At 68.0% G+C, this 14,645-nt stretch carries 13 protein-coding genes; 6 read left to right on the forward strand and 7 right to left on the reverse strand.

All coding sequences use genetic code 11. The annotated features are described in order from the left end of the window. Positions 1-143: 143 nt before the first annotated feature. Both AC1RR5_RS26595 and AC1RR5_RS26600 read left to right on the forward strand, forming a co-directional pair. Complete coding sequence (locus tag AC1RR5_RS26595) at positions 144-365, forward strand: hypothetical protein (RefSeq protein ID WP_492926773.1); 222 nt, start codon at positions 144-146, stop codon at positions 363-365. A gap of 88 nt (positions 366-453) precedes the next feature. Beyond that, positions 454-966 (forward strand): hypothetical protein, encoded by a 513-nt coding sequence (locus AC1RR5_RS26600; protein WP_492926775.1) that lies wholly within the window; start codon positions 454-456, stop codon positions 964-966. Between the two features lie 10 nt (positions 967-976). Here AC1RR5_RS26600 and AC1RR5_RS26605 read toward each other — a convergent pair whose 3' ends face one another. From AC1RR5_RS26605 to AC1RR5_RS26625, 5 genes are all read right to left on the reverse strand, one after another. Further along, positions 977-1,354 carry a VOC family protein gene (locus tag AC1RR5_RS26605; protein WP_492926777.1) on the reverse strand — a complete coding sequence of 126 codons (378 nt, stop codon included), beginning with the start codon at positions 1,352-1,354 and terminating at the stop codon, positions 977-979. Between the two features lie 55 nt (positions 1,355-1,409). Further along, complete coding sequence (locus AC1RR5_RS26610; protein WP_492926779.1) at positions 1,410-2,696, reverse strand: PepSY-associated TM helix domain-containing protein; 1,287 nt, start codon at positions 2,694-2,696, stop codon at positions 1,410-1,412. Positions 2,697-2,708: 12 nt separating this feature from the next. Beyond that, positions 2,709-4,802: a TonB-dependent siderophore receptor gene (locus tag AC1RR5_RS26615; RefSeq protein ID WP_492926781.1), complete on the reverse strand. Its 2,094-nt coding sequence runs from the start codon at positions 4,800-4,802 to the stop codon at positions 2,709-2,711. Positions 4,803-4,910: 108 nt separating this feature from the next. After that, complete coding sequence (locus AC1RR5_RS26620) at positions 4,911-5,843, reverse strand: AEC family transporter (protein WP_492926783.1); 933 nt, start codon at positions 5,841-5,843, stop codon at positions 4,911-4,913. Positions 5,844-5,853: 10 nt separating this feature from the next. Continuing rightward, a complete protein-coding gene (locus AC1RR5_RS26625) occupies positions 5,854-6,432 on the reverse strand; it encodes a DUF2939 domain-containing protein (protein WP_492926785.1) in 579 nt (192 codons plus the stop codon). Between the two features lie 345 nt (positions 6,433-6,777). Here AC1RR5_RS26625 and AC1RR5_RS26630 point away from each other — a divergent pair, with 345 nt between their 5' ends. Beyond that, positions 6,778-7,362: a CAP domain-containing protein gene (locus AC1RR5_RS26630; protein ID WP_492926787.1), complete on the forward strand. Its 585-nt coding sequence runs from the start codon at positions 6,778-6,780 to the stop codon at positions 7,360-7,362. 65 nt (positions 7,363-7,427) lie between these two features. Here AC1RR5_RS26630 and AC1RR5_RS26635 read toward each other — a convergent pair whose 3' ends face one another. Beyond that, positions 7,428-8,639 carry an NADP-dependent isocitrate dehydrogenase gene (locus tag AC1RR5_RS26635; protein WP_343698696.1) on the reverse strand — a complete coding sequence of 404 codons (1,212 nt, stop codon included), beginning with the start codon at positions 8,637-8,639 and terminating at the stop codon, positions 7,428-7,430. A gap of 249 nt (positions 8,640-8,888) precedes the next feature. On the opposite strand from AC1RR5_RS26635, the gene AC1RR5_RS26640 reads away from it, so the two are divergent. Then, positions 8,889-11,312, forward strand: coding sequence for an ATP-binding protein (locus tag AC1RR5_RS26640; RefSeq protein ID WP_492926795.1), 2,424 nt, complete (start codon positions 8,889-8,891; stop codon positions 11,310-11,312). Here AC1RR5_RS26640 and AC1RR5_RS26645 read toward each other — a convergent pair. Beyond that, on the reverse strand, positions 11,309-12,304 hold the full coding sequence (locus AC1RR5_RS26645; RefSeq protein WP_492926789.1) for a serine hydrolase: 996 nt from the start codon (positions 12,302-12,304) through the stop codon (positions 11,309-11,311). The genes AC1RR5_RS26640 and AC1RR5_RS26645 overlap by 4 nt on opposite strands. A gap of 77 nt (positions 12,305-12,381) precedes the next feature. Here AC1RR5_RS26645 and AC1RR5_RS26650 point away from each other — a divergent pair, with 77 nt between their 5' ends. Further along, positions 12,382-13,185 carry an RNA methyltransferase gene (locus tag AC1RR5_RS26650; protein WP_492926791.1) on the forward strand — a complete coding sequence of 268 codons (804 nt, stop codon included), beginning with the start codon at positions 12,382-12,384 and terminating at the stop codon, positions 13,183-13,185. A 64-nt stretch (positions 13,186-13,249) separates the two neighbouring features. After that, the gene (locus tag AC1RR5_RS26655; protein ID WP_492926793.1) at positions 13,250-14,536 is read left to right on the forward strand and encodes a DUF1254 domain-containing protein; all 1,287 of its coding nucleotides are present in this window, start codon (positions 13,250-13,252) and stop codon (positions 14,534-14,536) included. Positions 14,537-14,645: the final 109 nt, after the last annotated feature.

Here is a 14,645-nt window from a genome sequence, read left to right on the forward strand (position 1 = left end):
CCGTTCACTTCCTCGGCTTCATTCACCTCGCCGCCGCCATGATCTGGATGCGCTGAATGTCGATAAGGTCTAGAGCGTACTCGTCCGACAACCCTTGTCTGACATTGAAGCTTTCTGACAGGGTAGGACCTGCGGAGGTGGGGATGCTGTCAAAGCTGCTTGGATTGATCGGCAGGCCTCGGCTCAAAATCTCGTACAACAACGACGAAAGTCGGGACGTTCTCCAGCAGATCGGTGTGGGAGCGATGGCCGCGATCGGTGACGGCAGCGTGCAACCGGACGAGGATTTGGCGGACCGGCGGCCGAGGGTGATCAAGGCGAACTTTGGCGATGCGGAGGTCGACTACTCGGTTCCGCGAGGCTAGGTCCGCCAACCACATCCGCCATGGCTTGACGGCGACGCGTCTACCAGTGCAATTGAATTACGAATGTAGTTCGAATGTGGAGGGGCGCATGTTTCGCAAGGCTATGGTGTCCGCCGGTCTGCTGCTGGCGCTCGCGGGCTGCGACCAGCAGGCCCAGCAAGCCGACACCCCGAAGCACTTCGCGCCGCCCGCCCTGTGGCGGATCGAGGTCGTCGAGGACTCCGGCGGCCAGAGCGGTGTGGTCCTGGTCTGCGCCAATCCCGAGGTGGTCAGCTCGTTCTCGCGTGTCGAGCCGATGATCAACGGCCAGCCGTGCGAGCAGTACGGCAAGGTCGCCAAGGACAGCGCCGACGAGCACATCAAGCGCTGCCAGGTCGGCGATGTGCGGTATGGCCTCTACGTCACGACCACACGCCACAAGGTCGACGACTTCACCGTCCGCTTCGCCCTGCAGCCGTTGCAGGGCGCCGGCGGCAAGGTGGTCCAGGCTCGTCGCTACCAGCGCCTGGGCGCCTGCCCGGCGGGCTGGAAGGCCGGCGACCAGGGCAAGCCCGGCGGCCCGCCGACCTCCAACCTGCTGAGCGGGCAGGGGCCCGGTTGAGGCGTAAGGTCTAGCTCTTCAGGAACGCCGACAGCTTGTTGCCGTCCGGATCGCGGACATAGGCCAGGTAATAGCCCTCGCCATAGGCCGGGCGCGGACCAGGCGGGCCGGCGCAGGCGCCGCCCTTGGCCATGGCGGCCGCGTAGAAGGCGTCGACCTGATCGGACGTCTCGGCCTTCAGTCCGACCATGATGCCGTTGCCGGCCTTGGCGGGCAGGCCATTCTCGGGGGCGCAGATCATCACGGTGGCATGCTCGGGATCGGGTCCGTAGCCGATCCAGTCGCCCTGTCGCCAGAGCCGCTGATTGCCCAGCGCGCCCAGGACCGCGTCATAGAAATCGCCGGCGCGATCCAGGTCGCTGGCGCCGATGGTGATGTAGCTGATCATGGCGTCTCCTCCTGACGCCACGTTAGGTCGGACCGCTGACAGGATTTGTCAGCAGTCAGGCGCGCGCCCGGCGGGCCACCCGCGCCTTGCGTTTCTTCCACCAGATCACCACGCCGGTGACGCTGAGCGCCGCGACGACCACGCCCATGAACGAGATCAGGATGCGGCCCGGCAGGCCCAGGATCCGACCCGAGTGCAGCGGAAACTGCGCCTGGACGAAGATGTCGGCGGCGGTGCCAACCCACGGCAGGCGCTCGCCCGCCGGCAGGCCGGTCTGGCCGTCGTAATAGAGGTAGGGCGTGCCGACGCCGGCCGCGCCGTGGTCGCCGCCCGGCTGGTGGAAGGTCACGCCATAGACGCCGTAGCCGGGGGCGTAGAAGGCGCCGCCGACGGGGTCGGTCCAGCCACGCTTCTTGGCCTCGGCTTGGGCGGTCTCGATCACCTGGGCATAGGTCTTCTTGGCGATGATCGGCTGGTCCAGCGGCGCGGGCGTGCGCAGTTCGAACGGACCGGGGGTGGTCTTCGAGACCTTGGACAGCACCGGATAGAAGACCTCGGTGTAGAGGTTCAGCGAAAAGGCCGTGAAGGCCACGGTGAACAGCACGCCCCACAGCCACAGGCTGAAAGCCCGGTGGATGTCGAGGTTGAGCCGGTAGGTGCTGGCCTTCTTCTTGATCTGCCAGGCCGGCTTCCAGCGGCTCCAGAAGCTCTTGCCGTTGCTGGCGGCGGCCTTGGCCGGCAGGGTCAGGTAGAAGCCGACGAAGCAGTCGATCGTCCACAGCACGGCGATCACGCCCATCAGCCAGACGCCCCAGCGGTCGATGCCCCACATGGCCGGGATGTGCAGGGTGTAGTGCAGCACATAGAGGAACGAGACGAAGGTCTCGCTGGTGATCGGCCAGGCCGCGCCCCAGTAGCGCCGGCCCAGCTCGTCGCCCGTCGCCGGGTCGATGAAGATCTGGTTGTAGCCGGGCGTGTAGAGCTTGCCGGTGGCCGGGTTCTGCTTGGCGTCGACGCCGAAGGCAAAGGCCTCGCCCTTCTCGGGGGCCAGCGGGACGAAGGTGACCTGGACGCGCGGGTCGCGGGCCTCGATCAGCTTGGCCAGCTCCAGCGGCGCCTTGGCGGGGCCCTCGGCGCGGGCGTGCATGAGGTGCGGATTGAGCAGGTCATCCAGCTCGTGGTCCCAAGAGATGATCGCGCCCGTGACACCCGAGATGAACAGGAAGCCGGCGATGAACAGCCCGACCCAGCGGTGGAAGAAGCCGAACAGCGGCCGCAGGGCCAGCCGAGGCGAGCTCGGGCTGGCGGCCTTGGCGACGGCGGGCGGGGTGCGGGCGTCCATGATACTCGGATCCTAGAAGGCGTAGTCGAGGCGCAGCGAGACGCTGCGCGGCGCGGCGTAATAGGCTTGGTTCCACATCAGGCTGGCAAGGTAGGCCTTGTCGGTCGCGTTCTTGACGTTGACCGTCGCGCGGACCTTCTCGGTCAGGTCGATGCCCGCCATCAGGTCGACCACGCCGTAGGCCTTCTGGGTGATCGTGACGATGTCCTGGCCCTCGATGTCGTCCTGCCAGCGCAGCTGGGCGCCCAGGGTCAGGTTGCGCAGCGACGGGATGGTGTAGGTGGTCGAGGCCTTCAGGGTCTTGCGCGGCGTGAACAGGCGGGCCTTGTTCCCGGCCTCGTCCTTGATCTGCAGGTCGGTCCAGCCGACGCTGACTTGCCACTGGTCGCTGAGCGCACCGACGGCCTCCAGCTCGTAGCCCGTGGCCTTGGTGTCGACGCCCTCGTAATAGCTCTTCAGCGTGTCGGGGAAGTCGCCGGCATACTGCGCCAGGCCGCCCTGGCGCGAGGTGAAGACCGCGCCGGTCACGTACAGGCGCTTGTCGAACCATTCGCTCTTGAAGCCGGCCTCGTAGCTCTTGCCGTGGGCGGCGGCCAGGGTCTGGTGGTTGATGTCGACTTCCGACTGCGGATTGAAGATGTCGGTGTAGTTCGCATACAGCGACACGTTATCGGTCAGGTCGTAGACGGCGCCGGCATAGGGGCTAACCTTGCTCTCGTCGCGCGGGGTGTCGGTCCCGTACGAGAAGCCCTTGGACTTCAGCTTCAGGGCGTTGAAGCCGGCCACGACCTTCAGCTTGTCGCTGATATTGAGGTGCGCGGCGGCGTAGAAGCGCGACAGGCGGTCGATCTGATCGGAGGCCAGGTACGCGCCGGGGAAGGTGGGCTCGGCCACCTGCACGCGACCCCAGTCACGCACTGACGGATACTCGATCGCATCGAGCGAGAAGTCCTCGTACTCGTGACCGTGCGAGCGCGAGGTCTGGCCGCCGATCACCAGCTGGTGCTGGCGGCCGAACAGCTGGAACGGCCCCGAGGCGTAGGCGTCCAGGATGTAGTTCTCGTAGATCGACGGATAGACGCCGGCCATGCCCCCGACGCCCAGGCCCGTCACCGGGTCGGGATTGCCATAGGCGTAAAGCAGCTTGGCGTTTTCCTGGAAGCGCTTGAATGTGCCGATGGTCTTGACCTGCCAGCCGTTGTCGAAGTTCCAGGCCAGTTCGGCGAAGGCGGTCTGGTCCTTGACGTCCCAGTAGGTCCAGTCGGCGGCGGTCGAGGCCGAGGTCGGGTACTTGATCCGCGTGCCATCGCTATAGACCAGGGGCAGGGCGCCCCAGTTGTTGCCGCGGGCGCGGTTGTCCTGCATCGACCAGCCGACCGTGGCGGTCAGGTTCGAGGTCGCGTCCCAGGCCAGCAGGGCGCCGTAGACGTTCCGGTTGACGCCGTAATAGTCCAGATAGCTGTCGCGATCCTCGTTGGCGTAGATCAGCCGGCCCGACAGCGTGCCGGACGTGTTGATCGGCCCCGAGACGTCGGCCTCCAGGCGATAGCTGTCCCACGAGCCGTATTGCAGCGCGCCCGAGGCCTGGAAGTCCTTGGTCGGGCGCTTGCGGACGTAGTTGATCGTCGCCGACGGATTGCCGGTGCCGGTCATCATGCTGTTGGCGCCGCGCACCGTCTCGACGCGCTCGAACAGCACGGTGTCCAGCTCGCCGAACTGGATGCCCCAGATCAGCGGCAGGCCGATGCCGTCGGCCTGGAAGTTGGTGATGTCGAAGCCGCGCGAGTTGTAATAGGTGCGGTCGGTCTCGACCTTCTCGACATTGACGCCGGTGACCTGGGCCAGCAGCTGGTTCACGTCGGTCAGGGCGAAGTCCTTGATCCGGTCCTGGTTGATGATCGTCACCGACTGGGGCGTCTCGCGCAGGCTCATGTCCAGGCCGGTTACCGCCGAGGTGCGAGTGCGGGCTCCGGTGATCACCACGCCTTCGACCTGGTTGGTGTCGGCCGCAATGTCCGCGCCGCTGGTCTCGGCCGCCACGGCCAGGCAGGGCGCGCTCGCCAGGGCGACGCCGGCCAGCAGAAGGGCGCGGAGAGACGGGGACATGGACAACCTCTGTGCGAACGATAATGACTCGCAAGCGCATCTATCGGTCAAGGACAAAGGTGTCAAACACGCGCAGGGCGTCCGCGCTCAATTTATGGGATCAATGGTCTAGCTTAGCAGCAGAGCCGCGAGCGCCAGGGTGACCATCGAGAGGGCCGTGGTCAGGGCCACCGTGCGGGCCGCGCCGCGTGGAAAGACGCCATAGGCGCGGGTCTGGATAAAGACGTTCACCGCCGTCGGGGCGGCGGCCAGCAGGGTCGCGCCGGCCCGGAAGGCGGGCGGGGCCGGGGTCAGGCCGATCGCGAACCAAGCCAGCAGCGGGAAGGCGACCAGCTTGCCGATGGCGGCCAAGGTGACGGGACCCCAGGACGGCGCGGCCTGGCCCTCGGTCTCGCGCAGGCCCAGGGCCGCGCCCAAGGCGACCAGGCCGACGGGGCTGCCCGAGGCGGCGGCCATGCCGACGGCGCGGTCCAGGGGCTCGGGCAAGGCCAGGTCCAGCAAGGCCAGGGCGACGCCAGCGAGGGCGGCGGCGACGACGGGGTTGCGGAAGGCCTGGACGGTCGAGCGCCAGACCGAGCGCCCCGCCGCCCAGCCCAGCAGGCCCACGCCGGTCGCAGCCATGACCACGAAGTCGATGGCCACGACGCCGGCGACCAGGCGGGCGGTCTCGGCCCCCATGACGGCGGCGGTGATCGGCAGGGCCAGGAAGGCGCTGTTGCCCACGCCCGAGGCCATGCCCGCGCCGCCGCGCTCGGCCTTGCTCCAGCCCAGGAAGCGGCCGGCGGTGACGACGACGGCCATCACCAACAGGCCCGCGGCGGCATAGGCGGCCAAGCCCAGCAGCAAGTCATGTCCTGGCCGTCCCAGGCGCGACAGCGAATGCAGCAGCAGGGCAGGGAAGCCGACCCAATAGACATAGGCCGACAGGCCCTGGGTCATCTTGGCGTCGAGCAGGCGCAGGCGGCTGAGCGCCAGGCCCGCGCCGACCAGCAGGAAGAACGGCCAGACCCGTGAGACGACGTCGAGAACGAGGGAAAGCACGAGTGCTAGATCAGCCCTGGCGCTCGTCGCCCGGCAGGCGGATGTGCACCAGCTTCCAGGTGAACAGCGTCTTGCGCTCGAAGGTGAAGATCGTGACCTTGCCGCTGGCGTCGGGGCGCTTGATCGAGATGCGCACGCGGTTGGGGTCCCAATAGGCGATGCCGGGATAGGGGCCACGGACGGTGTCGCGGATCTGGCCGCTAAGCGAGGCGTCGCGCGACATGGCCGGCGGGGCCTTGCCGGGGGCGTAGCCGCGCGTCAGGGCCGAGACCCCTGCCACGGTCAGGTAGCGGTCGACCTTGGGCTCGGGCGGGGCCAGCGGCTCGATGGCCTTCTTGAAGACGCTCAGCGGGTCACGCCAGATCGACGGGTTCTCGGGCTGGGCGGCCGGGGTGTCGGCGATCAGCTGGCCGGTCAGGCTGCGGCGCACGGCTGGGAAGTCGACCAGTTCGCCGATGGCCTGCACGTCCTCGTATTGGGCGGCGGCCTTCAGCGCCCGGAACGCGAACCAGGGCGCCGTGGCGAAGGCGGCGGCGAAGACGAAGATCGCCAACACGATCAGGTCCCAGATCCGCTTCTGCAGGGTCAATGCCGCCTCCCGAAAGGTTAACGCGGATAGACCAGCTATCGCCGTTCGCCGCAAGACCGCTCGCGCGACAGGGGCGCTCACCTTGGGGGAGGCGGAGAAAAAAGCGCCGCTTCCGAGGGGGGGAAGCGGCGCCGAGGGGATCCGGTCGGGGAGGAATCTCGACGACGGATCGGGGGAAGGCGTCCGACAGGGACGACTTGTGTGCAGTTGAACGCTTCAGAGTTGTATATGTCAATTGTCGCCCAGGGATTGTTTCGTGGCCGCGACAACGCGCGCGTCGCTTGGCGGCGCGGTCGTTGGTATCTGGTGGGCGGGGGACGTCAGTATCGAGAGTAACGACACGTGTTGCGTTGTCCCGACGCGCTGATGCGCGCCGCCGCCGTTCTTGCGGCCGTCTTCCTGATCCCCGACATGGCTCATGCCGCCGACCTCGATGAGGCGGTGCTGGACGAGATCAACTACGCCCGCGCCCGTCCGGCCGAGTATGCCCGCGAGCTGCGCCGCGCGCCCGACGGGGCGTTCGAGCAGGAGGAACCGGGCGCGGTGGAGGAGGCGATCGGCTTCCTGGAGCGGCAGCCATCCTTGCCGCCGCTGAAGAGCGATCGTCGCCTGGACGCGGCGGCGCAGGTCCATGCTGAGGCGCAGGGCGCGCGCGGCGAGGTCGGCCATGGTCCCGCCGGCAGTCTGGGTCGCCGATTGCAGCAGAACGGCGTCTATGCCGGCCTCAGCGCCGAGAACATCTCGTACGGCTATGACGACGCGCGGGCGATCGTGCGTCAGCTGATCATCGACAGCCGGGTGGCGGGACGTGGTCACCGGCGCAATATCTTCGGGGCGGGCTACAGCGTCGCCGGGGTCGCTTGCGGGGCGCACCGCCAGTGGGGCGCGATGTGCGTGATCGACTTCGCCGGCGCCATCGTCCAGCGCTGACAAAAGAAAACGCCCCGGAGGTGATCCTCCGGGGCGCTCTTGTTTCAGGCGAGAGCCCGAAAGTCTTAGGCCATGGCCTTCTTCAGGTTCTCGTCGATCTTGTCGAGGAAGCCTTCGGTGGTCAGCCAGCCTTGCTTGTCGCCGACCAGCAGGGCCAGGTCCTTGGTCATGAAGCCGCTCTCGACGGTGTCGATGCAGACCTTTTCCAGGGTGGCGGCGAAGTCGGCCAGTTCCTGGTTGTTGTCCAGCTTGGCGCGGTGGGCCAGGCCACGCGTCCAGGCGAAGATCGAGGCGATCGAGTTGGTCGAGGTGCTCTCGCCCTTCTGATGCTGGCGATAGTGGCGGGTAACGGTGCCGTGGGCGGCTTCGGCTTCCACCGTCTTGCCGTCCGGGGTCATCAGCACCGAGGTCATCAGGCCCAGCGAGCCGAAGCCCTGGGCGACGATGTCCGACTGCACGTCGCCGTCGTAGTTCTTACAGGCCCAGACGTAGCCGCCCGACCACTTCAGCGCCGAGGCGACCATGTCGTCGATCAGACGGTGCTCGTAGTGGATGCCCTTGGCCTTGAACTGGTCGGCGTATTCGGCGTCGAAGATCTCCTGGAAGATGTCCTTGAAGCGGCCGTCATAGGCTTTCAGGATCGTGTTCTTCGTGGAGAGGTAGACCGGATAACCGCGGTTCAGGCCGTAGGCGAACGAGGCGCGGGCGAAGTCGCGGATCGAGTCGTCGAGGTTGTACATCGCCATGGCGACGCCAGCGTCCGGGGCCTTGAAGACTTCGTGTTCGATCACTTCGCCGTCGTCGCCGACGAACTTGATCGACAGGGTGCCCTTGCCCGGGAACTTGAAGTCGGTGGCGCGGTACTGGTCGCCGAAGGCGTGACGGCCGACGATGATCGGCTGGGTCCAGCCCGGCACCAGGCGCGGCACGTTCTGGCAGATGATCGGTTCGCGGAAGATCACGCCGCCCAGGATGTTGCGGATCGTGCCGTTCGGCGACTTCCACATCTTCTTGAGGCTGAATTCCTCGACGCGCTGCTCATCCGGGGTGATGGTGGCGCACTTGACGGCGACGCCGTGCTTCTTCGTGGCGTTGGCCGCGTCGATGGTCACCTGATCGTCGGTGGCGTCGCGGTTCTCGACCGACAGGTCGTAGTAGTCCAGTTCCAGATCCAGGTACGGGAAGATCAGCTTATCCTTGATGAGCTTCCAGATGATCCGGGTCATTTCATCGCCGTCCATGTCGACGACGGGGTTGGCGACTTTAATCTTGGCCATTGCGGGGAGGTTCCTCTGGCGGTGGCGCGCCTGTGGCGATCTGGCGCACAGGGCCAGGAAGCGGCGCGGACCGGGAGGCTATAGACTGTTGCGTCGCGGGGGAAAAGCCGGTCGGTTGACCCTCGCCAGTTAAGTCAGCGTTCGAGCGTAGCGATTTGGGGATAACGGCCCGGGGGCGCGGGCCAGGGAGCATTCTTGAACGAGGTTATCGCGGGGGTGACCGCGCCTCTGGCGCGGCGGCTGCTGACCATGGTGGCGATCTTGTCGATCGCCGTGACGGGCGTCGCGACCGCGGCGGCCTTCGTCTTCGTGCGCAAGAGCGCCGCCGACACCCAGACCCGGCACCTGGCCGAATATGTCGGCGAGCGGGTCAAGACCGAGGACCGGCTGTTCTCCGACCTGGTGAAGGTGCACGACGCCGCCGGCGAGGCCCTGACCCGGCGCCTGGCCATGAGCGACGACCCCGAAGTCCACGCTCAGTTCGAGCGGCTGTTCCCGGAAAAAGGCGACGGCACGCGGCGCTCAATCTCGGGCCTGTTCGACGGCGCGCGGATCGGCAACCGCTATGTCTACGGCGTCGGCGCCTACCTGCCGCAGGCCGATACGATGAGCCTGCCCGAGCAGGAGCTGTTCGTGGGTGCGACCGACGTGGTGGCCGCCACCGGCGAGACCGAGATCCGCCACTACGACAACTTCTACTTCTTCACGCCCCGCACGCGGCTGGTGATGTTCGGTCCCAACCGGGCCGACAGGCTGATGTACTACCGCCAGACCGCGCCGCCGGATCTGTCCATCGCCCACGAGGAAATGACCCAGCTGACCCTGCCGGAGAACAATCCGAGCCGGGTCATGAAATGCACCAAGCTGCGACGGCTGATCTCCGATCCCAGCGGCCGCGGCCTGAACGCGGCCTGCATGACGCCCTTCTACTACAAGGGCCAGTTTATGGGGGCGTTCGGCACCAGCCTGTCGCTGGACAGCTACCTGCTGCGCGCCGTGGCCGACGCCCTGCCGGGCGGCCGCAACCTGATCGTGGCCGACGACGGCGAGCTGGTGGCCGCCCAAGGCCTGGCCCGCAACGGCGTCGTGGACGTCGGCATCCTGCGCAAGTTCGAGCACGACAACGACCTGCGGCGCTTGGTCGACCACATCCGCGCCCAGAAGCGCGACGTGGGCACGGTGCTGTCGCCGCGCGGCGATCAGCTGGTGGCCTATGGTCGCCTGGTCGAGCCGGGCTGGTGGTTTATCATGGCCTTTCCGTCGGCCGACATCGTCTGGTCGTCGCTGAAGACGGCCTCGTGGGTGCTGTTGTTCGGCTTCATCGGCGTGGCCCTGCAGGCGCCGCTGCTCTACCGCCTGACCAACCGCATGGTGACCGAGCCGCTGGAGAAGCTGGCCGAGGCCCAGCAACAGGGTGATCCCGCCGCCGCCGCGCCGATCGAGCAACGGCCGGACGAGATCGGCTCCCTGGCCCGCGCCCTGCGCCGCCAGCGCGACCGCAACGAGGAGCTGCGCCGCTCGCTGGAGGACCGCGTCGCCGAGCGCACTGTCGAACTGGAGCGCGCCAACCAGGCCAAGTCGGTGTTCCTGGCCAACATGTCCCACGAGCTGCGCACGCCGCTGAACGGAGTCATCGCCATCGGCGACCGCCTGGCCGACGAGGAGGATCCGGAGGCCCGCCGCGAGCTGGCCGCCCTGGTCTCGTCTTCGGGCCGGCTGCTGGAGCAGGTGCTGGGCGACATCCTGGACGTCTCCAAGATCGAGGCCGGCGAGTTCCAGCTGACCCCCATGGCCTTCGACCTGACCCAGCTGGTGCGCGGCATGGCCGAGCTGCACGCGGCGGCGGCCGAGGCCAAGCATCTGGTGTTCCGCTGGTCGGTCGCGCCCGACGCGGAAGGGACCTATGACGGCGACGCCGGCCGGATCAGCCAGATCCTGTCCAACCTGCTGGCCAACGCCGTGAAGTTCACCGCGCAGGGCGAGGTGTCGCTGGAGGTCGATCGCGTGGACGACGCCGTGCGCTTCGTCGTGCGCGACACCGGCGTCGGCTTCGACGAGGCCGTGCGCGACCGCCTGTTCAAGCGCTTCGTCCAGGCCGACCAGTCGATCACCCGCCAGTTCGGCGGCACCGGCCTGGGCCTCTCCATCTGCGCCGCCCTGGCCGAGATGATGGGCGGCAGGATCGGCGCCGACGCCACGCCGGGGCAGGGCGCGCGCTTCGAGGTGCTGCTGCCGCTGACCCGCTGCGCCGACCTGGCCGAAAAGGCGGTCGAGGAAGATCGCGAGATCTCGCTGGAAGGCATGCGCGTGCTGGTCGCCGAGGACCATCCGACCAACCGCAAGGTCGTCGAGATCGTGCTGGAGCCGTTCGGTGTCGACCTGACCATGGTCGAGGACGGCCAGGCGGCGCTGGACGCGCTGGAAGCCGCCAGCTTCGACGCGGTGCTGATGGACATGCAGATGCCGGTGATGGACGGCCTTACCGCCACCCGCGCGATCCGCGCTCGCGAGAAGGGCTCGGCCGCGCCGCCGGTGCTAATCGTCATGCTGACCGCCAACGCCATGGAAGAACACGTCGCCGCCGCCCACTCGGCCGGCGCGGACCTGCACCTGGCCAAGCCGCTGCATCCGGCTCAGCTGTTGGAAGCCCTGGCGAAAGCCCGGCGGGGTTAGAACTCGTCCAGCACCGCGCGGCCGACGTCGGCGATGATCTGCTGGCGCGCAGTCGCGTCCAGGGTCGAGCCGGTCAGGAACACCACGAAGGCGATGCGCCGGCCCTCCTTGAGCTCGACGACAGCCAGGGCGTGACTAGACGGCGTGAAGCCCTGGTCGGCATGCGCCGAGCCGGCCGCCTGCGCCAGCCGCGCGCCTTTCGGCAGGGCCAGCGCCAGGTAGCCGGGATCGTGACCCAGCAGGCGGTCGGCGTCGGGCGCCACGTTCAGCTCGCGCTGCATGAAGGCCTCCAGCAAGCGGAGCATGCCAACCGGTGTGGCGGTGTCGCGGGGATCGGCCTGGTGTTCGCGGGCGGCGCGGGCGCGTTGCTCCGGCGGGACCGCGGCGACGGCCTTGTTCCAGCTGGCCTCGGTCCTCCAGTCGGCCCGGAACGAGGCCAGGCCCAGCGCCTCGGTCAGCACTTGGCGCTGGTAGCGGTCGACGCTGACACCCTCGATCCGTTTGACGTCCAACCAGCCATTGACTGCGCCGGGCCCGCCGATCCGCTTGGTGAGCAGGTCGAGCGCGGTGACGTCGCCGTGCAGGGCCAGCACCTCGAGGTCGGCGGCGGTCCAGACCTGGCGATCCGGCCAGGCGTCGGTGACGGAACTGGGCGGCGGCGACAGGTCGACGTCGCGGACGGGGAGGGCGGTTTCAGGCGGCAGGCGGTTGGCGGCGGCCTCGGCCATCACCGCCGCCAGGATCGGCACGCGGGCGGCCGCGCCCAGCGGGAACTTGTGGTCGCCATTGAAGACCCACTGCTGGCGGGTGGTCAGGTCCTCGACCGCCACGCCCAGCATGGCTGGCTGGGCGCGGATGGCGATGGCCTCGATCGGCTTCTGCAGCCGCTTGGGCTTCATGATCGGATCTTCCTGGCCCAGCATCGGCTTCTCGCCGCAGGCATGGAGCAGGGGCAGGGCGAGAAGGGCGGTCAGGACGGCGCGGCGCGACATGCCGGGTAAACGCGGCTGTAGCGGTTTCGGCTGCCGACCTCTTGCATCGGACGGTTAGTCGGCGGCAAAGGGTGCGGATGACCGAAGACTTCAAGCCCAATCCTACCGAAATCAGGCCGCCCTGCGTGATCCTCAACGAGCCCCAGCTGGCCGAGAACATCGGCGCTGTGGCCCGGGTGATGGCTAATTTCGGGCTCTACGACCTGCGCCTGGTGCGGCCGCGTGACGGCTGGCCGCAGGAGCGGGCCTGGGCGAGCGCCTCGGGCGCCAGCTGGCCGCTGGACGACGCCAAGGTGTTCGACACCCTGGAAGCGGCCATCGCCGACCTGAAGCTGGTCTACGCCACCACGGCCCGCCCGCGCGAGACGCGCCTGCCGGTCTACACGCCGCGGGAAAGTGCGACGCAGCTGGCCGAGGACGTCGCTCAGGGCCGCGCCGTCGGCCTGCTGTTCGGCGGCGAGCGCGCGGGGCTCGAGACCCACGACATCGCCCTGTGCCAGGCCATCGTCTCGATCCCGATCGACGAGCGCTTCCGCTCGCTGAACCTCGCCCAGGCGGTATCGATCAACGCCTACGAATGGAAGATGACCCAGGACGACCGACCCTGGAAGAAGTTCGAGCAGAACGTCGAGGAGCCCGCCGACCAGGCGGTGCTGATGGGCCTGTACGAGCATCTCGAGGGCGAACTGGACAAGGCCGGCTTCTACCATCCGCCGGAGAAGAAGCCGTCGATGGTCCGCAACCTGCGCGTCCCCCTTGCTCGCGCCCGCCTGACCGACCAGGAGGTCCGCACCTTCCGGGGCGTGATCACCGCGCTCAGCAAGGGCCGTGGCCGGGTCCTGGCCAAGCTGGCGGCAAAGGCGGCCAAGACGGAAGATTAGCGCCGCTTGAACTGCGGCGCTTCTCGCGGTCAACTCGCCTCAAACAAATGTTGGGGAGGTTGCGATGAACCGTCGGGAATGGCTGGCCATGGCCGGCGCCTTGGGTCTGGTTCCGTCGCTGGCGCGGGCTGCCCAAGAAAAGGCAGGCGATCCGACCGCCGCGCGGGACGCCTGGCTCTACGCCTTGCCGCTGATCGAGATGGCCGCCACGCGGGCGCGCCTGCTGAAGGCGCCGGGCGCGGCGATCAACAAGCTCTCCCACACCCGGACGCTGTCGGATCACGCGGCCCGCTGGGTGACGACGCCCAACAATGACACGCTCTACTCGTCGGCCTTCCTGGACCTGACCAAGGGGCCGGTGACCCTGACCATCCCGGCCCTGGGCGAGCGCTACTACTCGGTGGCGCTCATGGACATGTTCACCAACAACAATGTGGTGCTGGGCACGCGCACCATCGGCGGCAAGGGCGGGACCTTCACCCTGGTCGGACCGGGGCAGGCGTCGAGCGGGCCGAACCCGACGCGCATCGCCACCCCGCATGCCTGGCTGCTGGTCCGTACGCTGGTCAATGGCGACACCGACCTCGATGCGGCCCACAAGGCCCAGGATGGCTTCGGGCTGAAGGGGCCAGCCGGCGGGGCGGTCGCCGCCTATGCCAATCGCGAGGCCAAGCCGGCCGACTATTTCGCCACGGCCCGGATCCTGCTGGCTAGCGACCCGGCTCCGCCAACCGACCTGCGGATCCTGTCTCGCACCGCCGCCGTCCTGGGCGCGGGACCCTATGATGAGGCCGCCGCCACGGCCGGGGCCGAGCAGGCCCGGATGATCACCATCTTCGCCAAGGGCCGGCAGGCCTTCGTCGGCGGCTGGTCGTATCCACGCGCCAACCTCGGCGACTACGGCCAGGACTACCTCTATCGCGGCATTGTCGCCCTGCAGGGTCTGGGCGCGCTGCCGCCGGCCGAGGCCATGTACATGAAGGCGGCCGGCGACGACGGGGCGGGGAGCTTCACGGGCGATGGCCTGTATCGCCTGAGCCTGCCGGCCCAGATCCCGCTGGACGGCTTCTGGTCGCTGTCGATGTATGAGGCCATGCCCGACGGCCAGTTCTTCTTCACCGACAATCCGATCAAGCGCTACACGATCGGCGACCGCACGCCGGGGCTGAAGCGCAATGCCGACGGCACGTTGGACATCTGGATCGGCCGCACGGACCCCGGCGGCGACAAGAGCGCCAACTGGCTGCCCGCGCCGAAGTCGGGACCGTTCGCCCTCTACCTGCGGGCCTATCTGCCGAAGGCCGAACTGCTGGGCGGCGCGTTCCGCTTCCCGGCGGTGGTCAAGGCCTAGGCCTTATCGACATTCAGCGCATCCAGATCATAGCGGCGGCGAGGTGAATGAAGCCGAGGAAGTGAACGGTTCTTCGGTCGTATCGGGTGGCGAAGCGTCGGAAGTGCTT

The organism is Caulobacter sp. GW821-FHT11E11, assembly GCF_058808315.1.